The sequence below is a fragment of the Paractinoplanes bogorensis genome, from assembly GCF_018829635.1.
Classification (GTDB): Bacteria; Actinomycetota; Actinomycetes; order Mycobacteriales; family Micromonosporaceae; genus Actinoplanes; species Actinoplanes bogorensis.
In genome coordinates, this window is the sequence record NZ_JAHKKG010000007.1 from 462,260 (window position 1) to 489,021 (window position 26,762).

Annotated in this window: 25 protein-coding genes; 18 read left to right on the forward strand and 7 right to left on the reverse strand. The window is 71.8% G+C overall.

The window, feature by feature from the left end; genetic code table 11:
- Positions 1 to 68: 68 nt before the first annotated feature.
- The 5 genes from KOI35_RS24620 to KOI35_RS24640 all read right to left on the reverse strand — a co-directional run bounded on the left by KOI35_RS24620 (position 69) and on the right by KOI35_RS24640 (position 4,218).
- On the reverse strand, positions 69 to 1,787 hold the full coding sequence (locus tag KOI35_RS24620; RefSeq protein ID WP_215790438.1) for an urease subunit alpha: 1,719 nt from the start codon (positions 1,785 to 1,787) through the stop codon (positions 69 to 71).
- Complete coding sequence (locus KOI35_RS24625; protein ID WP_215790449.1) at positions 1,784 to 2,212, reverse strand: urease subunit beta; 429 nt, start codon at positions 2,210 to 2,212, stop codon at positions 1,784 to 1,786. The genes KOI35_RS24620 and KOI35_RS24625 overlap by 4 nt, the downstream gene beginning before the upstream one ends.
- Positions 2,209 to 2,511, reverse strand: coding sequence for an urease subunit gamma (locus KOI35_RS24630; protein WP_215790451.1), 303 nt, complete (start codon positions 2,509 to 2,511; stop codon positions 2,209 to 2,211). Before KOI35_RS24630 ends, KOI35_RS24625 begins: the two co-directional genes overlap by 4 nt.
- 113 nt (positions 2,512 to 2,624) lie before the next feature.
- Positions 2,625 to 3,005 (reverse strand): RidA family protein, encoded by a 381-nt coding sequence (locus KOI35_RS24635; protein ID WP_215790453.1) that lies wholly within the window; start codon positions 3,003 to 3,005, stop codon positions 2,625 to 2,627.
- Positions 3,006 to 3,015: 10 nt separating this feature from the next.
- Positions 3,016 to 4,218: an amidohydrolase family protein gene (locus tag KOI35_RS24640; protein ID WP_215790455.1), complete on the reverse strand. Its 1,203-nt coding sequence runs from the start codon at positions 4,216 to 4,218 to the stop codon at positions 3,016 to 3,018.
- A gap of 24 nt (positions 4,219 to 4,242) precedes the next feature.
- On the opposite strand from KOI35_RS24640, the gene KOI35_RS24645 reads away from it, so the two are divergent.
- The 5 genes from KOI35_RS24645 to KOI35_RS24665 all read left to right on the forward strand — a co-directional run bounded on the left by KOI35_RS24645 (position 4,243) and on the right by KOI35_RS24665 (position 9,723).
- Positions 4,243 to 5,760 (forward strand): beta-N-acetylhexosaminidase, encoded by a 1,518-nt coding sequence (locus tag KOI35_RS24645; RefSeq protein ID WP_246613653.1) that lies wholly within the window; start codon positions 4,243 to 4,245, stop codon positions 5,758 to 5,760.
- Between the two features lie 48 nt (positions 5,761 to 5,808).
- On the forward strand, positions 5,809 to 6,246 hold the full coding sequence (locus KOI35_RS24650; protein ID WP_215790457.1) for a hemerythrin domain-containing protein: 438 nt from the start codon (positions 5,809 to 5,811) through the stop codon (positions 6,244 to 6,246).
- Positions 6,233 to 7,426 (forward strand): alanine racemase, encoded by a 1,194-nt coding sequence (locus KOI35_RS24655; RefSeq protein ID WP_215790459.1) that lies wholly within the window; start codon positions 6,233 to 6,235, stop codon positions 7,424 to 7,426. The genes KOI35_RS24650 and KOI35_RS24655 overlap by 14 nt, the downstream gene beginning before the upstream one ends.
- A 16-nt stretch (positions 7,427 to 7,442) precedes the next feature.
- Entirely contained in the window at positions 7,443 to 8,204 is a 762-nt protein-coding gene (locus KOI35_RS24660; RefSeq protein ID WP_215790461.1) for a 2-phosphosulfolactate phosphatase, read from the forward strand.
- Positions 8,205 to 8,289: 85 nt separating this feature from the next.
- On the forward strand, positions 8,290 to 9,723 hold the full coding sequence (locus KOI35_RS24665; RefSeq protein WP_215790869.1) for an MFS transporter: 1,434 nt from the start codon (positions 8,290 to 8,292) through the stop codon (positions 9,721 to 9,723).
- Here KOI35_RS24665 and KOI35_RS24670 read toward each other — a convergent pair.
- Positions 9,668 to 10,657: an Lrp/AsnC family transcriptional regulator gene (locus KOI35_RS24670; RefSeq protein WP_308121137.1), complete on the reverse strand. Its 990-nt coding sequence runs from the start codon at positions 10,655 to 10,657 to the stop codon at positions 9,668 to 9,670. The genes KOI35_RS24665 and KOI35_RS24670 overlap by 56 nt on opposite strands.
- Positions 10,658 to 10,777: 120 nt before the next feature.
- Here KOI35_RS24670 and KOI35_RS24675 point away from each other — a divergent pair, with 120 nt between their 5' ends.
- The 7 genes from KOI35_RS24675 (at position 10,778) to KOI35_RS24705 (ending at position 17,423) form a co-directional block, all read left to right on the forward strand.
- A complete protein-coding gene (locus KOI35_RS24675; protein WP_215790463.1) occupies positions 10,778 to 11,467 on the forward strand; it encodes a hypothetical protein in 690 nt (229 codons plus the stop codon).
- A 70-nt stretch (positions 11,468 to 11,537) separates the two neighbouring features.
- Positions 11,538 to 13,340, forward strand: coding sequence for an aspartate--tRNA ligase (gene aspS / locus KOI35_RS24680; RefSeq protein WP_215790465.1), 1,803 nt, complete (start codon positions 11,538 to 11,540; stop codon positions 13,338 to 13,340).
- A gap of 12 nt (positions 13,341 to 13,352) precedes the next feature.
- Positions 13,353 to 14,153 carry an SDR family oxidoreductase gene (locus KOI35_RS24685; protein ID WP_215790467.1) on the forward strand — a complete coding sequence of 267 codons (801 nt, stop codon included), beginning with the start codon at positions 13,353 to 13,355 and terminating at the stop codon, positions 14,151 to 14,153.
- A gap of 63 nt (positions 14,154 to 14,216) precedes the next feature.
- Positions 14,217 to 14,705 (forward strand): GyrI-like domain-containing protein, encoded by a 489-nt coding sequence (locus KOI35_RS24690; RefSeq protein ID WP_215790469.1) that lies wholly within the window; start codon positions 14,217 to 14,219, stop codon positions 14,703 to 14,705.
- A 7-nt stretch (positions 14,706 to 14,712) separates the two neighbouring features.
- On the forward strand, positions 14,713 to 15,387 hold the full coding sequence (locus KOI35_RS24695; RefSeq protein ID WP_215790471.1) for a hypothetical protein: 675 nt from the start codon (positions 14,713 to 14,715) through the stop codon (positions 15,385 to 15,387).
- Between the two features lie 74 nt (positions 15,388 to 15,461).
- Positions 15,462 to 15,683, forward strand: a complete 222-nt coding sequence (locus tag KOI35_RS24700; protein ID WP_215790474.1) for a hypothetical protein — start codon at positions 15,462 to 15,464, stop codon at positions 15,681 to 15,683.
- A 78-nt stretch (positions 15,684 to 15,761) separates the two neighbouring features.
- Positions 15,762 to 17,423, forward strand: a complete 1,662-nt coding sequence (locus KOI35_RS24705) for a replication-associated recombination protein A (protein WP_215790476.1) — start codon at positions 15,762 to 15,764, stop codon at positions 17,421 to 17,423.
- Positions 17,424 to 20,077: 2,654 nt separating this feature from the next.
- On the opposite strand, the gene KOI35_RS24710 is transcribed toward KOI35_RS24705, so the two are convergent.
- The gene (locus KOI35_RS24710) at positions 20,078 to 20,464 is read right to left on the reverse strand and encodes a hypothetical protein (RefSeq protein ID WP_215790478.1); all 387 of its coding nucleotides are present in this window, start codon (positions 20,462 to 20,464) and stop codon (positions 20,078 to 20,080) included.
- Between the two features lie 228 nt (positions 20,465 to 20,692).
- On the opposite strand from KOI35_RS24710, the gene KOI35_RS24715 reads away from it, so the two are divergent.
- From KOI35_RS24715 to mltG, 6 genes are all read left to right on the forward strand, one after another.
- The gene (locus KOI35_RS24715) at positions 20,693 to 21,526 is read left to right on the forward strand and encodes a hypothetical protein (protein WP_308121138.1); all 834 of its coding nucleotides are present in this window, start codon (positions 20,693 to 20,695) and stop codon (positions 21,524 to 21,526) included.
- Positions 21,527 to 21,602: 76 nt separating this feature from the next.
- Positions 21,603 to 22,055 (forward strand): DUF948 domain-containing protein, encoded by a 453-nt coding sequence (locus KOI35_RS24720; RefSeq protein WP_215790480.1) that lies wholly within the window; start codon positions 21,603 to 21,605, stop codon positions 22,053 to 22,055.
- Between the two features lie 24 nt (positions 22,056 to 22,079).
- The gene (locus tag KOI35_RS24725; protein ID WP_215790485.1) at positions 22,080 to 22,361 is read left to right on the forward strand and encodes a hypothetical protein; all 282 of its coding nucleotides are present in this window, start codon (positions 22,080 to 22,082) and stop codon (positions 22,359 to 22,361) included.
- The gene (gene alaS, locus KOI35_RS24730; RefSeq protein ID WP_215790487.1) at positions 22,358 to 25,039 is read left to right on the forward strand and encodes an alanine--tRNA ligase; all 2,682 of its coding nucleotides are present in this window, start codon (positions 22,358 to 22,360) and stop codon (positions 25,037 to 25,039) included. Before KOI35_RS24725 ends, alaS begins: the two co-directional genes overlap by 4 nt.
- A gap of 63 nt (positions 25,040 to 25,102) precedes the next feature.
- Complete coding sequence (ruvX, locus tag KOI35_RS24735) at positions 25,103 to 25,561, forward strand: Holliday junction resolvase RuvX (RefSeq protein WP_215790489.1); 459 nt, start codon at positions 25,103 to 25,105, stop codon at positions 25,559 to 25,561.
- Positions 25,558 to 26,760, forward strand: a complete 1,203-nt coding sequence (gene mltG / locus KOI35_RS24740) for an endolytic transglycosylase MltG (protein WP_215790491.1) — start codon at positions 25,558 to 25,560, stop codon at positions 26,758 to 26,760. The genes ruvX and mltG overlap by 4 nt, the downstream gene beginning before the upstream one ends.
- Positions 26,761 to 26,762: the final 2 nt, after the last annotated feature.

The following is a 26,762-nucleotide window of genomic DNA, read 5'->3' on the forward strand; positions in this document are numbered from 1 at the left end:
GCGAAAGGGATGGAGAGATCTCGCGCGAGGGGGAGTGGGTGAGCTCGCGTGGGAGGAAGGGGGGCATGTCAGAAGAGGAAGTAGCGCTGGGCCATGGGCAGCTCGGTCACCGGGTCGGGCTCGATGACCTCGCCGTCGATGCGGACCACGAACGTGTCGGGCTCCACCTCGATTCTGGGCAGGGCGTCGTTGCGGGGCATGTCGGCCTTGGCGACCGCGCGGGTGTTCTCGACCGGAGCGAACGCGCGCTTCACGCCGATGCGGTCGCCCAGCAGGGCGTCGATCGCGGCCTCGGCCACGAAGGCCAGCGACGTCTGGGCCGGCACCACGCCCTTGGCCCCGAACATCGGGCGCGGCAGCATCGGCTGCGGCGTCGGGATCGAGGCGTTGGCGTCGCCCATCTGGGCCGAGGCGATCATGCCGCCCTTGATGACCAGGGCGGGCCGCACGCCGAAGAACGCCGGATCCCACAGCACCAGGTCGGCCAGCTTGCCGGGTTCGACCGAGCCGATGTGGCTGGACATGCCGTGCGCGACGGCCGGGCAGATCGTGTACTTGGCGACGTAGCGCTTGGCCCGGTTGTTGTCGGCCGTGGTGTCGCCGGGCAGGGCGCCGCGGCGGGCCTTCATGACGTGGGCGGTCTGCCAGGTCCGCATGACCACCTCGCCGACCCGGCCCATCGCCTGCGAGTCGGAGCCGATCATCGAGATCGCGCCCAGGTCGTGCAGCAGGTCTTCGGCGGCCATGGTCGACGGGCGGATGCGGCTCTCGGCGAAGGCCAGGTCTTCCGGTACGGCCGAGTTCAGGTGGTGGCAGACCATCAGCATGTCGAGGTGCTCGCTGAGGGTGTTGCGCGTGTACGGGCGGGTCGGGTTGGTCGAGGAGGGCAGCACGTTGGCCTCGGCCGCGACGGTGATGATGTCGGGTGCGTGCCCGCCGCCCGCGCCCTCGGTGTGATAGGCGTGGATCGACCGGCCGGCGATGGCGCGCAACGTCTCCTCGACGAAGCCGGCCTCGTTCAGCGTGTCGGTGTGGATCGCCACCTGGACGCCGGACGCGTCGGCCACGGTGAGGCAGGCGTCGATCGCGGCGGGCGTCGTGCCCCAGTCCTCGTGCAGCTTGAAGCCCCCGGCGCCGCCGCGCAGCTGCTCCCACATCGACTCAGCCGACATGGTGTTGCCCTTGCCGAGCAGAAGGACGTTTATCGGGTACGCGTCGAGCGCCTCGAGCATGCGGGCCAGGTGCCACGCGTTCGGGGTGACCGTGGTCGCCTTGGTGCCCTCGGCCGGCCCGGTGCCGCCGCCGATGATCGTCGTGATGCCGGCGGCCAGGGCGGTGTCGAGGATGGTCGGGCTGATCAGGTGGACGTGGCTGTCGATCGCGCCCGCGGTCAGGATCTTGCCGTTGCCCGCGATGATCTCGGTGCCGGGGCCGATGACCAGGTCGGGGTGGACGCCGTCCATCGTGTCCGGGTTGCCGGCCTTGCCGATCGCGGTGATCCGGCCGTCGCGGATGCCGATGTCGGCCTTGACGATGCCCCAGTGGTCGAGCACGACCGCGCCGGTGATCACCGTGTCGGGGGTGCCCTCGGCGCGGGTGGCCCGGGACTGGCCCATCGACTCGCGGATCACCTTGCCGCCGCCGAAGACCACCTCGTCGCCGGGGCGGGGACCGGCGCTGCGGTCCTCCTCGATCTCGATCAGCAGGTTGGTGTCGGCCAGCCGGATGCGGTCGCCCGCGGTCGGGCCGTAGAGGGCGGCGTAGCGGCCGCGATCCAGCGTCGTCATCGCGGGCTTCCGTTCTCGGGCGGGTCGACCGTGGTGGCCGAGCCCGGAATGGCCGAGCCGAGTGCGGGTTCGGGCGCGTCGGCCCCGGGCGTCGCCGGGGAAGCGGCCGGGCCGCCGTTGTCGAGCGGGCCACCGGCCAGGCCGCGCAGGCCGGGGACGATGCGGGCACCGGCCAGGGCGACCAGGGCCACATCGCGGGGGAGGCCGGGCTCGAACCGTACGGAGGTGCCGGCCGGAACCGCCAGCCGGTAGCCCCAGGCCGCGGCCCGGTCGAACTCGAGCGCCTCGTTGGACTCGGCGAAGTGGAAGTGCGAGCCCACCTGTACGGGCCGGTCGCCGGTGTTGCGAACGGTGAGAGCCAGCACCTCAAGACCGGCGTTGATCTCGATCGAACCGTCGCCGAAAAGGATCTCGCCGGGGATCATGAGATCGGCCCGTGCACGGTGACGAGCTTGGTGCCGTCCGGGAAGGTGGCCTCGACCTGCACCTCGACCAGCATCTCGGGCACACCCTCCATGACGTCGTCGCGGCTGAGCACGCGCCGCCCGGCGTCCATCAGCTCGGCAACCGTCCGGCCGTCCCGCGCGCCCTCGAGCAGGAAGGCGGTGATGATGGCCGTCGCCTCCGGATGGTTGAGCTTCAGCCCCCGCTCCTGCCGGCGCCGGGCCACGTCGGCCGCGACATGGATGAGCAGGCGTTCCTGCTCGTGCTGGCTGAGAAACAACGGACCTCCCCGGTAGCGCTCCGCGATGCTCGCAGCTCGACGTTTCGGACGTGTTACCCGTTCGCCAAGTCGATCAAAGCAGGCGAACGGGCCGCGTACGGGAGAAACGGCTGCTATGCGCCGGTGTAGAGGACGGCGTCGATCTCGATGTCGAAGCCGACGAGCGGGACCGGCAGCGTCGTCCGTACGGGAAGGTCGGTGCCCTTGATGTATTCGGGGTAGATCTCGTTCATCTCGGCGAAGTCGCCGAAGTCGCGCAGGTAGACGCCGACCCGCACGGCCGCATCCAGGCTGGACCCGGCCGCCTCGGCCACTGCGGCCAGGTTGCGGAACGCGGCGTGGGCCTGCTCGGCGAAGCTGCCGGTGACCCGGGTGCCGTCGGGGAGCGCGGGCACCGAACCGGCCAGGTAGATGAAGTCGCCGGCCACGACGGCGTGCGAGTACGGGCCGCCGGCCGGAGCGGCCTTCTCGGCCTTGATGGCGCGCTTGGGCATGGGATTCTCCTCAGGGGTTTCGTGGGAACTGTTCGTCGAGGCCGTCGGCCCCGACCAGTGGGGCGTTGAGCAGGTCGCGCAGCGCCTGCTGGCGACGGGCCAGGGCGGCGCGCTGGGCGGTGGTGAGCGGGGCCCAGGGCGGCGGGTCGGCGGGCCACGCGGGCGGCAGCAGGCGCCCGCCGACGAAGGTGGCCACGTTCACCAGCCGCAGCGGCGCCGTACGGGTCTGGCGGTGCGAGTCGACCACCTCGTGCGGCTCGTCGCGCACGTCGAAGACGGCCAGATCGGCCGGGCTGCCCGGGGCGAGCGTCCCGCCGGGCAGGCCCAGGGTCCGCGCCGGGGCGGCGGTGGCCAGGTCGATCACCTGGGCCAGGGACATCCCGGCCGCGAGCAGCTTGGCCATCGTGGTCGGCAGGTCGAAGACGGGCCCGGCGACCGAGCGGCAGTGCAGATCGGTCGACACGGTGTGCGGGCCCAGGCCCAGCTCGAGCTGGCGCTCGAGCACGTCGAAGGCGAACGCACCCGAGCCGTGCCCGATGTCGAGCCGGACGCCCCGGTCGACGGCGGCGCGCACGGACGGCCCGAGCGGCGACGCCAGGCCGCTGGCGCTGTGCGTGACGATGTCGCCCGGGCGCAGCAGGTCGAGCACGTCGTCGAGGGCGGGCGGGGTGGTGCCGATGTGGACCATCACCGGGATGTCGCAGGCCTCGCCGACGGCGATCCCGCGGCGCAGCGGCTCGACGCCGTTGTCGCCGACCGTCTCGCGGTCGATGCGCACCTTGAGGCCATGCACCAGGTCGCGGTTGGCCTGCACGGTGTCGATGGCCAGCGGGACGTCGCAGTTGCTCAGGTCGCGGCTCTCGCCGGTGCGGCCGGCCAGCCCGACGGCCGAGATGTTGAGCAGTGCCGGGACGTTCACCGCGGAGGCGGCGGCGACGTGCCGCAGGCCGTCGAGCGTGTAGGCGCCCGCCGAGCCGGCGTCGACCCAGGTGGTGACGCCGGTGTGCCAGGCGATCGGGTCGGGCGCGAGGCCCCAGTAGCCCGGGCCGACGTGGGTGTGCAGGTCGATCAGGCCGGGCGTGACGAGGAGGCCGGAGACGTCGAGGACGACCCGCGCGTCGCGCGACAGGCTGGGCCCGGTCGCCGCGATGACGCCACCGGTGACGCCCACGTCGAACGGCTCACCACCGGCCAGCAACAGGTCGTACGTCACACGCCCAACCCTAAGCTGATGACCATGAGTGTGCGGGGTCTGGTGCCGATGCCGGTGTCGGCCGTGGAAAAGAGCGGCAGGCTGCGGCTGGACGACACGACCGTGGTGGACGGCCCGGCCGAGGTCGTGCGCTGGCTGCGTGGGGCGCTGCGACTTCCCTTGGAAAGAGGGGAGGGCGGGCTGCGGCTGCGCGTGGATCCGGCCCTGGAACCCGAGGCGTACACCATCGAAGATCTGGAGATCGCAGGCGGCTCGACGGCGGGCCTCTTCTACGGGTGTCAGACGCTGCGTCAACTCCTGCCACCGAGCGCGTTGCGCCGCGCGGGGCCGACCGGGTGGGACGTTCCGGCCGTACGGATCGAGGACCGCCCCCGCTTCGGGTGGCGGGGCGTGATGCTCGACGTCGCGCGGCACTTCATGCCGGTCGCCGACGTGCTGCGGTTCGTCGATCTGGCCGCGTTCCACAAGCTCAACGTGCTGCATCTCCACCTGACCGACGACCAGGGCTGGCGCCTCGAGGTGCCGGGGTGGCCGCGGCTCACCGAGGTCGGCGCCTGGCGGCGGGAGAGCATGGTCGGGGCGCGGCAGCACGCCAGGTTCGACGGGCGGCCGCACGGCGGGTTCTACGCCACGGACGACCTGCGCGAGATCGTCGCCTACGCGGCCGAGCGGCACGTCACCGTGGTGCCCGAGGTGGACATGCCGGGGCACATGCAGGCCGCCGTCGCGGCGTATCCGCAGTTGGGGGTGGGTGCGGTCGAGACCCGTACGGGATGGGGAATCTCCTCTCATGTCTTGAACCTGGGCCCGGAGTCGCTGGACTTCTGCCGGGCGGTGCTCGACCAGCTCTGCGACGTGTTCCCGGGCGAGCTGATCGGGATCGGCGGCGACGAGTGCCCGACCGAGGAATGGGGTGGGCGCGACCTGCAGCCGAAGTTCACCGCCGACATGGCCGAGCATCTGGCGGCGCGCGGACGACGGGTCTTCGGGTGGGACGAGATTCTCGAGGGCGGGGCGCCGGCCGGCTCGGTGGTGGCGGCCTGGCGCGGTCCGGAACCGACGCTGGTCGCGGCGCGGCTCGGTCATCAGGTCGTGTCCTGCCCCGATCTCACCGCGTATCTCGACTACCGGCAGTCCGACGATCCGGGCGAGCCGACTCCGGTGGGCACCCGGCTCACCCTGGCTGACGTGTACGGCTTCCAGCCCGTACCGGAAGAGCTTGTGGAAAAGCATCTCGTGCTGGGTGGGCAGGCCAACGTCTGGACCGAGCACATGGATTCGGCCCGCGCCGTCGACTACATGGTCTATCCGCGGTTGTGCGCGTTCGCCGAGGCGGTGTGGGGGCCGCGTGCCTATCGGGACTTCCTCGACCGGCTGAAAACGCACGTCGGGAGGCTGGATGCGCTCGGCGTGAACTACCGGCCGTTGAGCGGGCCGCGGCCGTGGGACGCGCGGCCGGACGCACCCGGCAACCCGCGCACCCTGCTCGATCGGCAGACCGAACTGCGCGAGATGACCAGCCGCTTGCCATCCGGGCGGTGAATCTGATGAGCTTCCGGGGGTATGGAGGCGTGGAACCATGGGACTTCCGTGGACGACGAGAACGCGAGATTTCGCGCGTACGGCACACAACTGATCCTCACCCACCAGCGTCTTCGCGAGATGATCGACGATCTCTACGACGCGCTGGACGACGGCCGGGACTCCCACGACCTGCACCTGCACTGCATGACGCTCTGCGGGGCGGTGACCAAGCACCATACGGCCGAGGACGCGAACGTCTTCCCGTTGCTGGCCGCGCGGCATCCTGAGCTGGAAGCGTTCCTGCGCGGCCTCAAGAGCGACCACAACATGCTCGCGAACATGCTGGGGCGCCTGCAGCGGTCGACCACGCACGAGGAGCTCGACGCCGTCAGTGCTGTGCTGGAGACGCATTTCCGGGGCGAGGAGAAGCGGCTCGTGTCGGTGCTCAATGCGTTGGAACCGATGGGTGACCTGGGGATTGAGGTTGACGATGGACGTGCCTGAGGTGGTTGTCGACTGGCGGAGCAAGGGGTTCTGGCTTCCCACGACCTCGATGACCGGGGAGGACATCGCGGCGGCGAAGCCGGACCTGTTCGGCGGGCTGTTCACCTGGCCGCTGCTGGTGCTGCGGCGGGAGGCGGCCGAGGCGAACATCGCGACCATGGCCGGTTACTGCCGGCGGCACGGGTGGGAGTTCTCGCCGCACGCCAAGACGACCATGGCGCCGGGGCTGCTGGCGCGGCAGATGGCGGCCGGGGCGTGGGGGATGACGGTGGCCACGCCCAACCAGGCGCTGGTGCTGCGGCGGCTCGGGGTGCGGCGGGTGCTGATCGCCAACGAGGTGCTCGATCCGGCCCCGCTGCGGTGGCTGGCCGCCGACGAGGGCGAGATCTATCTGCAGGTCGACTCGCTCGCGGGGGTCGCGATCGCGTCGTCGGCGGCGGACGGGATCGGTACGCTGCGGGTTCTCGTCGAGCAGGGGCACGATCATGGGCGTACGGGAATCCGGTCGCCGGACGGCGTCGAGGAGGTCGCGCGGGCCGTCGTCGCGGCGCCTGGACTGGAGTTGGCCGGGCTTACCGCGTACGAGGGACAACTCCACTATCAGCCGGCCGTGGACGATTTCCTCGACCAGGTCGCCCTCGCTTTCGGCAAGATCCGTTCCTGGGTGCAGGGCAGGCCGATCCTTTCGGCCGGCGGCAGCGCCTGGTTCGACCGGGTCGTCGAGCGGATCGCCCCGGCCGACGCCACGCTCGTGCTGCGCAGCGGCGCCTCGGTGACGCACGACGACGGCTTCTATCGCGAGCGCACGCCGTTCCTGCGGGTGCCGCAGGAGGGCCCGCTGGCCGCCGCGCTCGACCTCTGGGCGCAGGTGATCTCGGTGCCCGAACCGGGGCTGGCGCTGGCCGGCATGGGCAAGCGGGACGCGCCGTTCGACGAGGGCCTGCCGGTGCCGATGGAGATCCGGCGGGCCGACGGCTCGTACGCGGCCACCACCGGCCTCGAGGTGACCAAGCTGAACGACCACCACACCTATCTGTCCACGGGCGACCTGAGCGTCGAGCCGGGCGACCTGATCCGGTTCGGCATCTCGCACCCGTGCACGGCTTTCGACAAATGGCGGCACATTCCGGTGGTTGACGCCGACCGACGTGTCGTCGAGGTCCTCGCCACGTATTTCTGACTGGCAGACTCCGGCCATGAGCGTCTTCCGGGTGCGATTCGACTGGGGACCGATCGGGGCGGACGAGGTGGCGCCCGGCGCGGCGTACGTGGCCGTGGTGGACGTTCTGTCCTTCACCACCACCCTCACCGTCGCGGTCGAGCAGGGCATCAGCGTCCTGCCCTACCGGTGGCGCGACGACTCGGCGGTCGCGGTGGCCCGGCGGCACGGGGCGATGCTGGCCGTGCTGCGCTCGCAGGCCGGGCCCGGGCAGGTCACGCTGTCGCCGGAAAGCATCCTGCACACCGATCTCGAGGCCGCGAAGATCGACCGGCTGGTGCTGCCGTCGCCCAACGGCTCGGCCATCTCGGTGCGGCTGGCCGACGCCGGGTGCACGGTGGTCGGCGTCTGCCTGCGCAACGCGGCGGCGGCCGCGGCCTGGGTCTGGGAGCGGGCCGGCGACCGTCCGGTGGCCGTGGTGGCGGCCGGGGAGCGTTGGCCCGACGGGTCGCTGCGGCCCGCGATCGAGGACCTGTGGGGTGCGGGGGCGTTTCTGGCCCGGCTGGCCGACCTGGACGGGACGAGCGGGTGGTCACCGGAAGCGGTGACCGCGCTGGCCGCCTACCGGGGCGTGGCCGGCCGGATCCGGGCCGAGCTGCGCGAGTCGGTCAGCGGGCGGGAACTGCGGGCCAACGGCTTCGAGGGTGACGTGCTGGTGGCGGCGGCGGTCGGGGCGAGCCCGGTGGTGCCGGTTCTGCGCGACGGGTGGTTCGTTCCTGGCGGATCTTTCGCGTACTGATGGTGGCGGTGGCGGTTTTGGGCGCGACGGTGAATCTGGCTGGGGTTTGTCACGCGGGGTAACCGATCGTGGATCCGTGAACAACATGCGTAAGTGGTGGCCGCTCGTGACGGTCTGCCTCGGAACCTTCATGCTGCTGGTCGACGTGACCATCGTGAACGTGGCCCTGCCACGGATGGCCGGCGACCTGCGCACCTCGTTCGACTCGCTGCAGTGGGTAGTCGACGGCTACGCGCTGTCACTGGGCGTACTGCTGCTCGGCGCGGGCGCGCTGGCCGACCGGGTGGGCCATCGCCGCCTGTACGCGGCCGGCCTGGTCGTCTTCGCGTTGAGCTCGCTGGCCTGCGGGCTGGCCGGGGACGACGGTCTGCTGATCGCGGCCCGGGTCGTCCAGGGCATCGGCGGGGCGGCCCTCTTCACGACCACGTTCGCGCTGCTCAACGCGAGCTATCAGGGGCGCGAGCGCGGGGTGGCGTACGGGATCTGGGGTGGGGTCTCGGGCGCGGCGGCGGCGATCGGCCCGGTGCTCGGCGGGGTGCTCACCGACGGCCTCAACTGGCGCTGGATCTTCCTGGTCAACCTGCCGATCAGCGTCGTCGCACTGGTTCTGTGTGCCCGTCTGCGGCCGGACGCCCCGGCGAAGACGGGCCGGTTCGACTTCGCGGGCTTCGTGACCTTCACGATCGCCGCCACCGCTCTCACCCTCGCGGTCATTCGATCAATGCCTTCCCTGTACGTCGTGAGCGCCGTCGCCCTGCTCGTCTTCGTCCTCATCGAGCGACGCACCGCCGCACCGATGATCGACCTCGCGCTGCTGCGGAACCGCACCTTCACCGGCGTCCTGATCGCCGCCCTGCTGGTCAACTTCGCTGCGTTCGCGGTGCTCACCTACACCTCGATCTGGCTGCAGTCGCTGATCGGCCTGACCCCGTTGCAGGCCGGCCTGACCGCGCTGCCGATGGGCGTGCTCTCGCTGATCGTCTCGGGGGTGGCCGGCGCCCGGCTGCACGGCCGCTCGCCGCGCGTCCTGATCGGCGTCGGCATGCTGCTGATCGCGGCCGGCGGGGTGCTGGCGGCGCTGCTGGTCGGGCCGGGTTCGAGCTGGCCGGCGCTGCTGCCCGGCTACGCGGTGATCGGGCTCGGCGTCGGTCTGGTGATGCCCAACCTGGCCGAGTCGGCGATGGCCGCCGTCCCCGCCCACCGCGGGGGCATGGCCGCCGGGACGCTCAACACCGCGCGGCAGCTGGGCTTCGCCATCGGGGTGGCCGTCCTCGGCTCGGTCTATGCCGACCGCGCGGCCGACACCCTCGGCTCCACCGCCGCCCACGCGCTGGCGACCGGCCAGGTCTCTGCTTCCGTCGCGCCGTCGCTGCTGCACCGCGCGGCCGCCGCGGGCCTGGACGCCGGTTTCGCGGTGGCCGCCGGGATCGGCCTGCTCGGCGCGCTGGCCGTGTTCCTGCTGGTCAGGCCCGTGGGTCGCGTACCCGTCCGTCCTGAATCAGAAAGTGTGCCTGCTTGACCCGGGTCAGCTGGGGCACCGTCTCGACCGACTGCACGCCCGGGATCTCGGCCACCTTGGTGGTCAGATAGCGGTACAGCGCCGACGCGTCGCGGCACATCGCCGACGCCATCAGGTTGCTCCGGCCGGTGACCGCGGCCGCGTAGGCCAGCTCGGTGTGGTCGGCCAGCCGGGCGCCCGCCTCGGCCAGGTGGTTCGGGGCGATGGTGAACCACAGGCTGGCCACCGTGTGGATGCCGACCGCCGAGTTGGCCACGTCGAGGTGGAAATAGATCGCCCCGGCCGCGGTCAGCGCGGCCACCCGCTGGGCCACCTGACGCTGGGTCCCGCCGGTGGCCGCGGCCAGCGCCGCCCAGCTGGCCCGGCCGTCGTCGGCCAGCGCCGCCATCAGTGCGGCGTCGGCCGGCTCGAGGCGTACATCGGGATCCCCGGTGCTTGACGGGGTGCCCTCGAGCAGCGCGGCCCGGCCGGCGGCGTCCAGCTCCTCGCCCGGTGCGACCCAGTCGGCCTCGCCCCGCCCGACGAACCGGTGCAGCACCTGGTGCGCGCTGAAGGTGAGCACGTTCGAGGCGCGCGGCAGCTGGTTGAGCAGGCCCGCCCGATGCTCGTGGACGGTGGCCTGGCAGGTGATCTCGGCCCCGCCCGCGCCGAGGCTGATCCACGAGGTGTCGTCGCGGCGCGCGAGGGCCTCGGCCAGCGTCGCCGCGGTGCCCGGGCGGCAGCCGATCCGCAACGTCCACGACGACATGCCGGGGGTGCGGGTCTCGTCGGCCCGGGCCAGCACCCGAACGATCCCGGAGGTGCGCATGCGCTGGTAGCGGCGGGCCACCGTCTGCTCGGAGACGCCGATCACCGCGGCGATGCGGGCGAACGGCGCCCGCGGAGCCAGCTGCAACGCGTGCAGGATCCGGTGATCGGTCCGATCGTGCGCCACCAGGCGATTCTAGGGGTGGACGGCACGGATGGCCGGTCACCTCGGCGGGGGATGGGATCACGGTCATCGACCAACTTAGGGTCGGTTGATCCGTTTTGCCGGTTCGAGGGGGCCGCCTTGATGTCGACGTTCCGCGCCACCAACAACAACCCGCAGAAGCCCCGCGACCCCTATCCGGTGAACCGGGCCCGCAAGGACGACGAGGCGGAGACCCCGATCCCGGACGGGCCGACCGAGCGGATCGCCCCCAAGCGCCGGAACTGGGGGCTGTTCCTGGCCACGCTGACCGCGCTGTTCGCGCTGAACCTGGCCGGGGTGGCGATCTTCGTCGCCTGGCGGGCGTCGTATCTGGCCCAGGCCGCGCTCGAGCAGAAACCGGTGGCGGCGGTCGCGGCGGCGCCGCCCGAGGGCTTCGACGTGTCGTACGCCCAGGAACCGCTCCGCGTGCAGGTGGGCTGCTCGGCGGTGATGTTCATCGACCTCGACGAGCCCCGGTCGAACGCCGCCGAGAAGGTGAGCGACCTGCGCTACGACAGCCGCTGCGGGGATCAGCCGCCCAGCCTCACGCTCGGGGCCGGCGCGGCCGGTGGGGCCCAGGTGAAGAGCACCGACACGGACGCCGGCGGGTGTGCCAAGGCGATCCGGACCAGCCCGATCGGGCCGGGGGCGAGTGTTCCCGTACGCAAAGGGGCCGTTCTCTGTGTTCTCACCGCGGCCACTCCGGCCCGGATGACGCTGGTCGAGATCACCGATGTCGGCAAGACCGGGACCGCCGGTATGCGGGCGACGTCGTGGAAAGTAGCGGGCTGACGACGGTCGCGCCGGGCGCCCCTGACAGAATGTCGGATGCGCCCCGTGACCGTTGTGAGGAGACTTTCCCGTGATCCGTACCCATGAAGCCGGCACCCTTCGCGCGAGCGACGCCGGCACGACGGTGACGCTCGCCGGGTGGGTGGCCCGCCGGCGCGACCACGGCGGGGTCATCTTCGTCGACCTCCGCGACGCCTCGGGCGTGGTCCAGGTGGTCTTCCGCGAGGAAGACGCGCACGCGCTGCGCAACGAGTTCTGCGTGCTGGTCGTGGGCGAGGTCAACGCCCGCCCCGAGGGCAACGCCAACCCCGAGCTGGCCACCGGCGAGATCGAGGTCGTGGCGTCGCAGCTGACCGTGCTCTCCGAGGCGGCGCCGCTGCCGCTGCCGGTCGACGACGCGATCACCGCCTCCGACGACCTGCGCCTCAAGTACCGCTACCTCGACCTGCGCCGCTCCGGCCCGGCCAACGCGCTGCGCCTGCGCTCGCGGGCCAACCAGATCGCCCGCGAGGTGCTGCACGCCCGCGACTTCAACGAGATCGAGACGCCGACCCTCACCCGGTCGACGCCCGAGGGCGCGCGTGACTTCCTGGTTCCCGTACGCCTGCAGCCCGGCACCTGGTACGCCCTGCCCCAGTCGCCCCAGCTGTTCAAGCAGCTGCTGATGGTCGCGGGCATGGAGCGCTACTACCAGATCGCCCGCTGCTACCGCGACGAAGACTTCCGGGCCGACCGGCAGCCCGAGTTCACCCAGCTCGACATTGAGATGTCGTTCGTGACGCAGGACGACATCATCGCGCTCGGCGAAGAGATCGTCTCCAAGCTGTGGAACGAGCTCGCCGACTACCAGGTACAGCTGCCGATCCCGCGGATCACCTGGACCGACGCGATGAACCGCTACGGTTCCGACAAGCCCGACCTCCGGTACGGCGTCGAGCTGGTCGAGCTGACCTCTTACTTGCAGGGAACGGAATTCCGGGTCTTCGCCGGGGCGATTGCGGCTGGTGGCTACGTCGGGGCGGTCGTCATGCCCGGTGGCGCGTCGCAGACCCGCAAGGAGCTCGACGGATGGCAGGACTGGGCTAAGGCGCGAGGCGCACGTGGTCTCGCGTACGTCGTGCTCGACGCGGAAACGGGCGAGGCTCGCGGCCCGGTCGCCAAGAACCTCTCCGAGGCGCACCTGTCCGGCCTGGCCGACGCGGTCGGCGCGAAGCCGGGTGACGCGATCTTCTTCGCGGCGGCCACCGAGCGTCGCGAGGCGCAGGAGCTGCTCGGCGCGGCCCGCATCGAGATCGCCAAGCGGTCCGGCCTGATCGACGAGTCGGCCTGGGCGTTCTGCTGGGTGGTCGACGCCCCCATGTTCGAAAAGACCGACGAGGGCGGCTGGACCGCGGTCCACCACCCGTTCACGTCGCCCAACGACGAGTGGATCGACCGCTTCGAGGAGGCGCCCGACCGCGCCCTCGCCTACGCGTACGACATCGTCGTCAACGGCAACGAGATCGGCGGCGGCAGCGTCCGTATCCACCGCGGCGACGTGCAGAGCCGCGTCTTCGACCTGCTCGGCATCACGCCCGAGGAGGCGCAGGACAAGTTCGGCTTCCTGCTCGAGGCGTTCAAGTACGGCCCGCCCCCGCACGCCGGCATCGCGCTCGGCTGGGACCGCACCTGCATGCTGCTGTCCGGCAACGACTCGATCCGCGAGGTCATCGCGTTCCCCAAGACGCGCGGCGGTTACGACCCGCTGACCACGGCCCCGACGCCGATCACCACGCAGCAGCGGCTCGAGGCCGGCATCGACGCCAAGCCCAAGCCGGCGGCCGGCACGCCCGGCACCGACGGCCAGGCTGTTCCCGTGGAGCGCTCCAACTGATCTGATCAGAACATGAGCACTCTCATCGTCGGCGCGTCCGGTTTCCTCGGTTCCGAAGTGGCCCGTCAGGCCATGGCAACCGACCAGGCGGTGGTAGGCACGGCCACCACCGCCCGGGACGGTTGGGTGCCGGTCGACATCACCGATCGCAAGGCGGTGCGGGCACTCATTTCCGCCGTACGCCCGAAGCTCGTCATCAACAGCACGCGCGGCGGCTGGCGGGTCGAGGCCGACGGCGCGGCCACAGTGGCCGCCGAGTCGGTCGCCGTCGGGGCACGGCTCGTGCACGTGTCCACCGACGCATTGCACGCGGGCCGGCCCACCCCGTACACGGAGAAGGACGAACCCACCCCGGTCTCGCTGTACGGTGCGGCCAAAGCAGCCGCCGAGACCGCCGTCGCGGCGATCGACCCGGCCGCGGTGATCGTCCGGACGTCCCTGATCTGGGGCGGCGACTCCAGCGGGCACGAGTCCTTCGTGCTCAGCCTTCTCAACGGCAACGGCCGGGGCATGCTGTTCACCGACGAGATCCGCTGCCCGGTACACGTCGCCGACCTGGCCGCGGCGCTGCTCGAACTGGCCGACTCCCGGTTCGCGGGCATCATCAACGTGGCCGGGCCCGAGGCGATCAACCGGGCCGACTTCGGCCGGCTGGTCGCCCGCGCCCACGGACTCGACCCGGCCGCGCTGCCGACCGGGCTCAGCGCCGAGGGCGGGTTCGGGCCGCGGCCGCTGGACGTGCGGCTCGACACGACCCTCGCGCGATCGGTGCTGCGCACGCGGTTCCGGCCGGCCTCCGCCATCGCCGCTTGAGTCGCGCCGCCCATCCTCTTGCGTCGCCCGGCTCCCTCGCGCCGATCGTGTGAGACTGGGGGCGTGGAGCCGACCATTGCCGAGCTGGGCGCGCAGCCGTACGTGGGCCGCCGCGAGACCATCACGATGACCCAGTTCGCGCGGGTCGCCGATCATCTGCCGGCGATGTTCGCCCGGCTCGGCGAACGCGGGGTGCCGGTGGCCGGCGCGCCGTTCTTCCGCTACCGCGTGATCGACATGTCGGCCGACCTGACTGTCGAGGCGGGCATCCCGGTCACCGGGCCGGTCGACGTGGCCGCTCCGATGTTCGTCGAGACGCTGCCCGCCGGGCGCTACGTCACCGTCGCCCACATCGGTCACCCGGACGAGTTGATGCAGGTCACCGCCCGGCTGCTCGACTGGGCCCAGGCGCGGGGCCTCACCTTCGACATGCAGCCCACCCCGACCGGCGAGGTGTGGGGCTGCCGCCTCGAGGTGCTGATGACGAACCCGGCCGAACAGCCCGACATGCACAAGTGGCGCACCGACCTGTTCTTCAAGCTGGCCGATTGACCCTTTGGTGACCGACGACCACTCCGCGCCCGCCTGGCGCCGCCGCACCGACCCCGAGCGTCGCTGGCCGGCTGCGCTCGCCGTGGTCGTGATGATCGTGCTGCAGTTCCTGCTGCCCGAGCGGCTGACCCTCGGCCCGCGCTGGCTGCTCCCGGTGGTCGAGGTCGCCGTCATCGCCGTGCTGATCGCCGCCGACCCGGTGCGGATCCGGCGCGACACCCCGGCCCTGCGGACCCTCGGGCTCGTGCTGATCGCCCTGCTCAGCCTGGGCAACGGCTGGTCGGTGGTGATGCTGGTGCGGGCCATCGTCGCTGGGCACGACGTCGGCGGCCCGGCCCAGCTGCTGGCCGTCGGCGGGGCGATCTATCTGCTCAACGTGCTGTCGTTCGCCGTCTGGTTCTGGGAACTCGACCGCGGCGGCCCGGCCCGGCGTGCCCGCGGCGAGGACCCGTACCCGGACTTCCTCTTCGCCCCGATGACCTCGCCCGACCTGGCCCCCAAGGACTGGGAGCCCTGGTTCCTCGACTACCTCTATCTCGCCTTCACCAACGCGACCGCGTTCAGCCCGACCGACACGCTGCCGATGTCCCGCTGGGCCAAGGCGATCATGGCCCTGGAGACGGCGATCGCGCTGGTGATCGCGGTGCTCGTCGTGGCGAAGGCGGTCAATGCGTTGCCCTGACGGGCGAGTTTGGACTTACCGGCCCCCTGGGTAAATGCGGTGACAAGGCTCTCACCCCCCTCGGAGGACATAAAATGCTTGCCATCGCCGCCGCCGTCGTCTTCGGTATCTGGCTTCTTCTCGACTTCCTGAACACCAACCTCGGCGCCCCCGACCTGTTCAACTTCCAGACCATGGCCACGCTCGGGTTGCTGCTGCTCTCGCTCTACCTGGCCGGCGTGGGCAGCGGTCCCCGCAACGCGAGCGGCACCGGCTCGGGCCGCCGCTTCTACGGCCGTCGCCCCGGCCGCGGCTGACTTCTTTCCCGTACGGTCCGGCCGGTCACCACTTGCATTTTCTGCACTTGGCGGCCGGCCGGTATCGTCGTTGCCGATATGGAATCTGACGGGCTCTTCTCCCTCGGGGCGCAATCGTCTCCTCCCGAGGCCTCGCCGTCCTCGGGTCTCGGCGTTCCGGCTGCCGACTCGCCGCTGCCGGTGCGGATGCGGCCCGTCTCGCTCGACGAACTGGTCGGCCAGGAACACCTGCTCGCCCCCGGGGCGCCGCTGCGCCAGCTGGTCACCGGGGCCAGCCCGATGTCGGTGATCCTGTGGGGCCCGCCCGGCACCGGCAAGACCACGATCGCCCACCTCGTCGCGGGCGCGACCGACCGCAAGTTCGTCGCCATGTCGGCGCTGTCGGCCGGTGTCAAGGACGTGCGCGCGGTGATCGACACGGCCCGCCGCGAGCGGCGCTACGGCGGCTCGCCCACGGTGCTGTTCATCGACGAGGTGCACCGCTTCAGCAAGACCCAGCAGGACTCGCTGCTCGCCGCGGTGGAGGACCGCACGGTCACCCTGCTCGCGGCGACCACCGAGAACCCGTACTTCTCGGTCATCTCGCCCCTGCTTTCCCGCTGTGTGCTGCTGACCCTGCGCGCGCTCGACGACGACGACGTCCGGGGCCTGCTGCGCCGCGCGGTCGCCGACGAGCGCGGGCTGGGCGGCGCGGTCACCCTGGCCGAAGAGGCCGAGGAACACCTCGTACGGCTGGCCTCGGGCGACGTCCGCAAAGCGCTGACCGCCCTCGAGGCCGCGGCGGGCTCGGCCGTGGCCATGGGCGTCAAAGAGATCGACCTCGCCACCGCCGAGAAGGCGGTCGACGTCGCGGCCGTGCGCTACGACCGCGACGGCGACGCGCACTACGACGTGACCAGTGCCTTCATCAAGAGCATGCGCGGCAGCGACCCCGACGCGGCGCTGCACTGGCTGGCCCGCATGCTGGTGGCCGGCGAGGATCCGCGGTTCATCGCCCGGCGCATCGTCATCTTCGCCAGCGAAGACGTGGGCATGGCCGACCCGCAGGCCCTGGTCGTGGCGACCGCGGCGGCTCAGGCCGTCCAGCTCATCGGGCTCCCCGAGGCCGGGCTCAACCTGGCCCAGGCCGTGATCCACATGGCCACCGCCCCCAAGTCGAACAGCGCGACCACCGCGATCGGGGCCGCCATGGCCGACGTGCGGGCGGGTCGTGGGGGAGCGGTGCCGGCGGCGCTGCGCGACGCGCACTACCCGGGCGCGCGCGGACTAGGGCACGGCCGAGGTTATCGCTATCCGCACGACGACCCGCGCGGGGTGGTGACACAGCAGTATCTGCCCGACGATCTGGCGGACGCGGAGTATTACCAGCCGACCGATCACGGCGCGGAACGTGCGATCGGGGAGCGCGTGCCCCGGCTGCGGCGCATCGTGCGTGGTCGAGCGGCTACACCGCGTACGGGGGACGCTCCGGCACCCGGGATCGACCGCGCGGCGGGTGGTGCGCCGGGCCGCGATGAGGGACGCTTTGCCGCGAACATCACACCGGATCATGCCGATTCCCCGGTCGGCGCCGGTCCGGAGCGGGACGGGCCCGCATCGACGAGCGACGCTGAGCCGGTGGCCGCTCGCGATGGGAGCGTGTCCACAGACGGGACTGGTAGTCTCGCCGATTCGACGGACCCGGCCATGACGGACCGGGCGGACGACAGCGGCCCAGCAGCCGGAGAGGAACAGCCGTGACCCCGCGCGGTGCCGATCGGCCCGACGACGACGCTGACCTGCGCAACGAGCAGGCCGGCGGGCGGAAGGGGCGCCGCTTCGGCCGCAGCCGGCCGGAACCGGCCGAGCCCGAGGTCGTCTCGCAGGAAGAAACCGGCTGGCTCGACGACCTGCGCAGCGCCAAGCAGCAGCGAAGCGCGATCGGCCCCGGCACCCTGGCCGGCGAGACCCGTTACAGCAAGTCCGGCCGGGTCGCCCCCGGCCCCGACGACCCCGCCGACGACGACCCCGTGCCCGGCTGGGCCGGCAACAGCGGCGAACATCCGTCCGGTGGCCGGCCCACGCCGCCGCCCGGCCCGAACGCGGGCGCCCCGGGTCAGGCTCCGCGCACTCCCGGCCCGGCCTCCGGCGGCCCCGGTCAGGGCTCGCGTGCTGTCGGCCCGGTGTCCGGTGGGCCCGGTCCGGCCCCGGGCCGGCCTGGCTCTGCTTCCGGTGAGCCTGGACAGGCTTCGCGTGCTCTCGGGCCCGCCTTGGGTGGGCCTGGTCAGGTGTCCGGCGGGCTTCCGGTCCGTGGGCCCGGCCAGATCTCCGGTGGTCGCCCGGCCGGTGGCGCCGCGGTGCCGCCCGGCAGTGTCCCGCCGCAGCCGAGCGGCCGTGCCGGCGCACCGGGGCGAGCCCCCGAGCAGCCCTACGGGACGCCGCCCGCAGTCCCGCTCTCCGGCAACGCACCCGAGGTGCCCGCCGTGCGGCTGGTGTCGCCGGCGTCGCGCCCGGTCTCGCCCGGCGTCCCGACCCGGGGGCGTGACCGTTTCCGCCCCGACGGACCGCCTCCGGGCGGCGCCGGTCGGCCAGTCTCCGGTGCGCCGGGCGGTACCAGTTATGGCGATCCTGGGCGTCCCGGCGGCGCGGAGTACGGCGGCCCCGGCCGACCGGTTTCCGGAGCGCCGGGCGGGTCCGACTTCGGCGATGCCGGGCGTCCGGCTGCCGGTGGCGCGGAATACGGCGGTTCCGCCCGGCCGGGTGGCGCGAGCTACGGCGGCGGGTCCGGCCGGCCTGTGTCCGGGGCGCCGGGTGGGTCGGAATACGGCGGTGCCGCTTCGGGTGACTCCGACGACTCGAGTTTTGGTGCGGCCGGGCGGCATGGCGGAGCAGGGCCGGCCTTTCCTGGCGGCGGCCCGGGTTACTCCGGTCCGAACGGGCCTGCGCCCGGTGCCGGGCGGCACGGCCGGCACGACGGTGCCGCCCCGGGCGAACGCACCGGCCGGCACGGCTCCCCCGACGCGAGCGAGCGCGGGGGTCGGCCTGGTGAGCCGGGCAGTTTCGGCGGTGCCGCGGCACCCCGGTCTCCCGCGCCGGGTGACGCCGGCCCGCGCTCCGGCGCTCGGGGTGCGGAAGACGGCTTCGCGCCGGGAGTAGGCGATGGCACCCGCTCGGGTCGCCGGGGTGACGGCAACCGGGGCATGGACGACGGCTTCGCGCCAGGTGCGGGCGACGGCCGACGGGGTGACGGCAGTCTGGCCGGCGATGACGGTTTCGGTCCGCGTGAGGGCACCCGTTCCGGTCGCGCCGGGATGGCTCCCGGGCCGGAGGACGGACCACGCGGCGGCGGCCGGGGCGGTCGTGGCCGTGCCGGGCGCGGCAACGTGCCCGCGCAGGGCGGCCGACCGGGCGCTCCGGAACCGGGTGACGTCAGCCAGAACGTAGCCCGCCACGGTGGCCCGGGACAGGGCGGGCCGGCGGGGCCGAACGGTCGCGGCGACCAGCCCGGTTCCTACGGTGGGTCGGCTCAGGACGAGCCGGACGGGCCGCCGAACGGGCCGGGCCGTGGCGCGCCGGGTGGGCCCGGTGGTGCCCAGGGTCGTGGCCAGGGCAATCCTCGTGGGCGTGGTCCCGGGGGAGCCGCCGCTGGTCCCGGCATGTCGGGGCACACGGGTAGTTTCCCGGCCGCCACCTCGGGCACGACCGGTCCCGTGCGGGCCGCGGCTGTGGTTCCGCCGGTGGTGCCTGGGCGTGAGGGTGTGCGCACTCCGGCCGTGCCGGGACGAGCCGGTGCCATGGCCGGGCAGGCGTCCGGTGTTATTCAACGTCCGGGCGATGTCTCCGGGCGGGTGGCTCCGCGCGGTGGCCAGGTGCGCCCGCAGGGTCCGGGTCAGCAGAGTCAGGACCGGCCGCAGTCGCCGGGCCGTCCCCAGAGCCCAGCCGGGCCGCAGGGGCCGGGACAGATCCACGGAACCCCGCAGGGACCGGCCGGACCTGGGCAGCCGCAGGGTCCGGGTCAACCCGGACAGATCCAGGGCGCCCCGCAGGGTCAGCCTTATGGCACCCCGCAGTTGCCGCCTGGGCCGGGTCAGCCGTATGGCGCCCCGCCCGGAGCTGGGCAGCCGCCGGGGCCGGGGCAGATCCACGGCGCGCCGCAACTGCCGCCCGGGTCGGGTCAGCCCTACGGTTCGCCGCAGGGACCGGACGGGCCGGGACAGACCTACGGCGCGGCGCCGGGACCGGATGGACCGGGTCAGCCCTTTGGCAACCCACAGGGACTGGCTGGGCCGCAAGGGTCACCGCCGGGGCCGGGACAGCCGTATGGGCCGGAGCAGCCGGCTCGCGGGCGTGGGCGGGCCGGCATGGCGCCGGGCCCGGTCTCGCCGTCGGCCGGGCCGGTTTCGCCGGGGCAGCCGTCAGCGAACGTCTACGGAGCCGCAGGCGGCCGTGCGTCCGGGCCCGCCCCGGGCGAGTACGGCCAGCTCTCGCGCGCCCAGAGCGCCCCGCGCGTGCCGCAGAACGACCCGGACCAGGTTCCGGGCGAGTATGGACAGCTGTCCCGGGCTCAGGCCGTTCCCGGTCAGCCGCAGCGCGAGCCGGGCCAGGCCACGGCCGGCACCCCGCGCGGCGGCCGGAGTGAGCGCGGCCAGGGAACGGGTCGCAACGTCGACCTGGCCGGCGCCGACGCCGGCCGTGGACCCCGGCCGGGCGGCCCAGGTTCTCCCCGGGGAGCCGCCGGAGCCGCGGTGGTCGGCGGAATGGCCGGTGCCGCTGCCGGAGCCGCGGGCTCGGCGGCCGTTCACGCCGGTGCCGCTGCCGTGGGCGGTGCCCAGGGTTCGGCGTCGGTCGGCAGTGCCCAGAGCGGCGACGCGAGTGCCTCGGACAGCGGCCCGAGCGTGCGTGGCCCGAACGGCCCGCTTCCGGTGCGCTCGGCTTCCGGTGCGGCGTCGGTTGCGGGTGCGAGCGCGGCTGCCCCCGTACGGAATGGGCAAAGCACTCCACCCGTCGGTGGCATGGCGGGAGCGGCGGCCGTGAGCGGTGCTGCCTCGGTGGCCGCCAACGCCAAGCCGGGCGGGCGGGTCGCCATCGAGACCGGTGGGGCCGTCCTGTCCAGCGAGGGCTCGTCCCCGGTCGTCGGGGCGCGGGCCGCGGCCGCCAAAGCGCAGGCCGGTGCGCCGGACGAGGCCCCGGCGACGACCGGCGGGCTCGGCGGCATCCGCGAGCAGATGCGCACCCAGCGGAAGCTCCGCGTGGTGACCCTGGTCTCCCTGGCCGTCGTCGTGCTGGTGGTGCTGCCCGCTTTCTTCGGGGTGCGGGCGGCCGGCAGCGACCCGGTCTTCGGCTCGCTCGACTCGCTCGATGTGCCCTCGTGGGCCGAGCAGAAGGTCGACGACCAGAGCAGTGGCAGCCGGTGGTGCTTCACCGACTGCACCTTCCGGGAACGCACCGCCCAGTCGCAGAAGTCGTTCACCGAGACGACCGCCGCGTACACCTCGGCCCTGACCGCCGCCGGCTGGTCGCCGTGGAAGGTCGGTGACTGTCCCGAGCAGGCGGTCGACCCCAAGGACAGCACCTACACCTGCTTCAAGCGGGACGAGTTCACTCTGGACCTGTGGGTGAGCCCGCCGGACTGCAAGGTCGACCAGGTCGCGGCCAACGATCCGTCGGTGGCCGGGGCGACGGCCCCGCCCGACCCGAAGACCCTGGGCGAGTGCGCCGGATCCGCGGTCAGCATCAAGGTGCAGAACGCGATCGAGGACACCCGCGGCAAGCCGGACCCGGATCCGAGCCCGATCACGGGCGAGACGCCCGACCCGGAGCTGTCCAATGATCCGCTCCTGGAGCCGACACCGACGGCGTCGTGACGCGGGCTGTGGTCACGGACGGTAGGGTCTGCACGTTGACCCGCCACCCGTGACCACGTAAAGGGAGTTGCGCCTGATGAACGCCGGAGAAATCGCAGGCCTGATCGCGGCGGGCGCCTTTCTGATGCTCGTCCTCGTGCTCGCCGTGCCGATCCTCAAGCTGGGCCGCACGGTCGACGCCGCCACCCGCTCGATCAACGACCTGACCGACCGCACCGGCCCGCTGCTGAGCGACGTGAACGACACCGTCCGCGGCGTGAACACCGCACTGAGCCAGGTGCAGGTCTCTTTGGACGGTGTCAACGTCCAGCTGGCCAAGGTCGACACGATCACCGAGCACGCCGCGCACGTCACCGCGAACGTGGCCAACCTGTCCACCGTCGTCGCCGCCGCCGCGGCCAACCCGCTGGTCAAGGTGGCCTCTTTCGGGTACGGCCTGCGCAAGACCGTCCAGGCGCGCCGCAACGCGGACGAGGCCCGCGAGGTGCGCGAGACCATGAAGCAGCGCCGCAAGGCCGCTCGCCGCTAATTCTTGAGAAGGGACCAACCCGCCATGAAGCGGCTGCTCTGGCTGGGTGTCGGCCTCGCTGTCGGCGCCATCGTCGTTCGCAAACTCACCCAGAAGGCGAACGAGTTCACTCCGTCCGGCATCGCCACCTCGCTGTCGCAATCCGCTGGCGGCATGGTCGAGTCGATGCGTAGCTTCGTGGAGGACGTACGCGAGGCCGCGGCCGAACGCGAGGACCAGATAAACAAGGCGTTCGCCGAGGGTGAGCTCTACGTCAACGACGACGAGGACGAGGACGGCCGGAACGGCCAGGAGGGGATCCGATGAAGACGGCGGAGATCAAGCGGCGCTATCTGGCGCATTTCGAGGCCAACGGGCACACGGTCGTGCCGAGTGCCCCGCTGCCGGCCATCGACGACCCCAACCTGCTGTTCATCAACGCCGGCATGGTGCAGTTCGTGCCCTACTTCCTGGGCCAGCGCACCCCGGCGTTCAAGCGTGCGGTCAGCGTGCAGAAGTGCATCCGCACGCCGGACATCGACGAGGTCGGCAAGACGTCGCGGCATGGCACGTTCTTCCAGATGAACGGCAACTTCTCGTTCGGTGACTACTTCAAAGAGGGCGCGATCAAGCTCGCCTGGGAGTTGTCGACCAATCCGATCGAGCAGGGCGGCTTCGGGCTCGACCCGGAGCGCATCTGGCCGACCGTCTATCTCGACGACGACGAGGCGTTCGCGCTCTGGAAGGCGATCGGGGTCCCCGAGTCGCGGATCGTGCGCCGCGGCAAGAAGGACAACTACTGGTCGATGGGCATCCCGGGCCCGGCCGGTCCGTGTTCCGAGCTGTTCTACGACCGTGGCCCCGACTACGGCAGGGACGGCGGCCCCGAGGTCGACGAGGACCGGTTCATGGAGTTCTGGAACCTGGTCTTCATGCAGTACGAGATCACCGACGTGAAGTCGAAGTCGGAGTTCACGGTCGTCGGTGACCTGCCGCAGCAGAACATCGACACCGGCATGGGCCTCGAGCGGGTCGCGTCGCTGCTGCAGGGCGTGGACAATCTGTACGAGATCGACGAGGTGCGGCCGATCCTGGCCCGCGCGGCCGAGATGACCGGCAAGAAGTACGGCGCGAAGTCCGGCCACGTGGCGGGTGAGTCGCACCCCGACGACGTCCGGCTGCGGGTGATCGCCGACCACGTGCGGACCGCGCTGATGCTGATCGGCGACGGCATCACGCCCAGCAACGAGGGTCGCGGTTACGTGCTGCGCCGGATCATGCGCCGCGCGATCCGGGCCATCCGGCTGCTCGGCTGGCAGGAGCCGGCGCTGCCCGAGCTGCTGCCGGTGGCGCGGGACTGCATGGCGCCGTCCTACCCCGAGCTGGCCGAGGAGTTCGGGCGGATCTCCACGTACGCGTACGCGGAAGAGGACGCGTTCCTCTCCACGCTGCGTGCGGGCACGACGATCCTCGACACCGCTCTTTCGGCGGCGAAGAAGGCGGGCGGCACCAAACTCAGCGGCGACCAGGCGTTCCAGCTGCACGACACGTACGGCTTCCCGATCGACCTGACCCTCGAGATCGCGCAGGAGCAGGGCCTCGAGGTCGACCAGGAGGGCTTCCGCCGGCTCATGGCCGACCAGCGGACCCGTGCCAAGGCGGACGCGGCGGCCCGCAAGACCGGTCACGCCGACCTGTCGGCCTACCGCAGCGCGCTCGACGAGGGCGGCCCGGTCGAGTTCACCGGCTATCAGGAGGTCTCCCGCGAGTCGCGGGTGCGGGCCCTGATCGGTGACCAGGGCCGGATCGAGGTGGCCGGCGAGGGCGACTTCGTCGAGCTGGTGCTCGACACCACCCCGTTCTACGCCGAAGGCGGTGGCCAGCAGGCGGACACCGGCCTGATCAACGTGGGCGGGGGCCGGGTCGAGATCGTCGACGTCCAGCAGCCTCTGCCCGGCCTGATCGTGCACAAGGCGCGGGTCGTGTCGGGCGAGGTCCGTACGGGAGAAGCGGGTTTTGCCGAGATCGACGTGACCCGCCGCAAGGCGATCTCGCGCTCGCACACCGCGACCCACCTGATCCACCAGACCATGCGGGCGTTCCTCGGTGAGTCGGCGACCCAGGCGGGCTCGCTGAACGCGCCGGGCCGGCTGCGGTTCGACTTCAACACGCCCGGGGCCGTCTCGCCCGCGGTGCTGCACGACGTCGAGCAGCAGGTCAACGAGGTGCTGCTGCGTGACCTCGAGGTCCACGCGTTCATCACCTCCCAGACCGAGGCGCGCCGGTTGGGCGCGATGGCGCTGTTCGGAGAGAAGTACGGCGATGAGGTCCGTGTGGTTGAAGTCGGCGACTACGCGCGTGAACTCTGCGGTGGCACGCACGTGGCCCGCTCGGGTCAGCTCGGCCTCGTCAAGATCCTCAACGAGCAGTCGATCGGTTCCGGCGTACGCCGCGTGGAGGCCCTCGTCGGCATCGACGCGTTCGGCTTCCTGGCCAAGGAACACCTGCTCGTGTCGCGTCTGGCCGAGATGTTCCGGGTGCCGGGCGACCAGGTCGCCGACCGGGTCGAGCAGACGGTGACCGCGCTGCGCGACGCCGAGAAGGAGCTCGAGAAGCTGCGGGCGCAGATGGTGCTCGGCGGCGCGTCGACGCTGGCGGCGCAGGCCAAGGACCTGCGCGGCGTGGCCTTCGTCGGCACCGAGGCGCCCGAGGGCGCGGCCGGCAACGACGTGCGTACGCTGGCCCAGGAGATTCGCGGCAAGATCGACGCGGCTCGTCCCGCGGTTGTCGCGGTGGCGGCCCGCTCGAACGGCAAGGCGTCGCTGATCGTGGCGATCAACTCGGCGGCCAAGGGTCGCGGGCTCTCGGCGGCCGATCTGGTCAAGGGCGCGCTCTCGGGCCGAGGCGGGGGCAACGCCGATCTGGCGCAGGGTGGCGGCGTCCCGGCCGACCAGGTTCCCGCGCTGCTCGCGGCGGTCGAGACCGCGGTCGCGGAAGCCGCCTGAGAACGAACGTTAAGGCCGTCTTAGATCCGGTGGTGAGGCGGCTGAACAGGGGAGGGTGGCCGGATGAGCGCGCTGTCGCGGGGTAGGCGACTGGGCGTCGATGTAGGTAAGGTGCGCGTCGGGGTCGCCATCAGCGATCCTGACGGGATCCTGGCCACCCCCCTGGTCACGGTGCCCCGTGACATGGGTGCGGCAGATGACGCCGTGCCTAGCGATATGGCAGAGCTCTTCCGCCTCGTGGGGGAACACGAGGTGGTGCAGATCGTGGTGGGGCTTCCGGTACGCCTGAACGGTGCCGAGGGACCCGCCGCCATCGACATTCGTACGTACGCCGGACGACTGGCGCAGACGGTCGGAGAGGTGCCGATCGTTCTGGCGGACGAACGGATGTCGACCGTCGTCGCAACCCGTAGGCTGGCCGAACGTGGCGTCCGAGGGAAGCGCCAACGCGCGGTTGTCGACCAGGCGGCCGCGGTGGAGATCCTGCAGAGCTGGCTGGACGCGCAGCGGAGGCAGAGATGATCGACGAGCTGGACCTGGCTTTCGACGAGCACGCCGACAAGACGAAACCCCGGCACCGCCGGGGCCGTGGCGGCAAGAAGGGCTCGGGTAAGTCCGGCATCGCCTTTTTGATGGCTTTTGTCCTGCTGGCCGTCCTCGGCGGTGGCGCCTTCTTCGGCTACAACAAGGTCAAGGGTTTCTTCACCGCCGCCGACTACGACGGCACCGGCGGTGAAGCCGTCGCGGTGACGATCGAGAAGAACGCGACCCTCACCGAGATCGGCAACACCCTGGTCGACTCCGACGTCGTCAAGAGCACCAAGGCGTTCGTGAACGCGGCCGACGCCAACCCCAAAGGCAAGAACATCCAGTCCGGCACGTACAACCTGAAGAAGCAGATGTCGGCCGAGAGCGCCGTGACCCTGCTGCTCGACCCCAAGTCGCGGGTCGTCCGAGGGGTCACGTTCCGCGAGGGCCTCACGATGATGCAGACGTTCACGCTGCTCTCCAAGGCCACCAAGATCCCCGAGCAGGACTTCGTCGAGGCGGCCAAGGACCCGATCGCCCTGGGCGTGCCCGACTACTTCTTCAACCGGCGCGACGGCAAGACGGCCAAGAAGTCGGTCGAGGGCTTCCTGTTCCCCGACACGTACGAGTTCGACCCCAAGATGGACGCCAAGGCGATCCTCGAGGTGATGGTCGGACGGTTCGTCGACACGGTCACCGAGCTCGGATTCGTCGACGACGTGCAGAAGAACCTCTCGGTCTCGCCGTTCGAGGCGCTGATCGTGGCGTCGCTGGCCGAGGCCGAGTCGGGCGTACCGAAAGACCTGCCCAAGATCGCCCGGGTCGCCTACAACCGCACGTACAAGCAGAAGCCGGCCATGCCGCTGCAGTTCGACGTGACGGCCAACTACTGGCTGCAGCTCAAGGGCAGCGCGGCCAAGCACTCCGGCCAGCTGTCGCCGCAGGAGCTGAACGACCCGAAGAACCCGTACAACTCGGTGAGCCAGGCCGGTCTGCCCCCGGGCCCGATCGACAACCCGGGCAAGGCCGCGCTCGAGGGTGCGATGAAGCCGGCCAGCGGACCGTGGCTGTTCTTCGTGGCCGTCGACAAGGCCGGCAACTCGGCCTTCGCGGTCACCGACGCCGAACACGAGAACAACATCGACAAGGCGTGTGCGAACGGCATCGACCTCAACTGCGCCAACAGGAAGTAGCC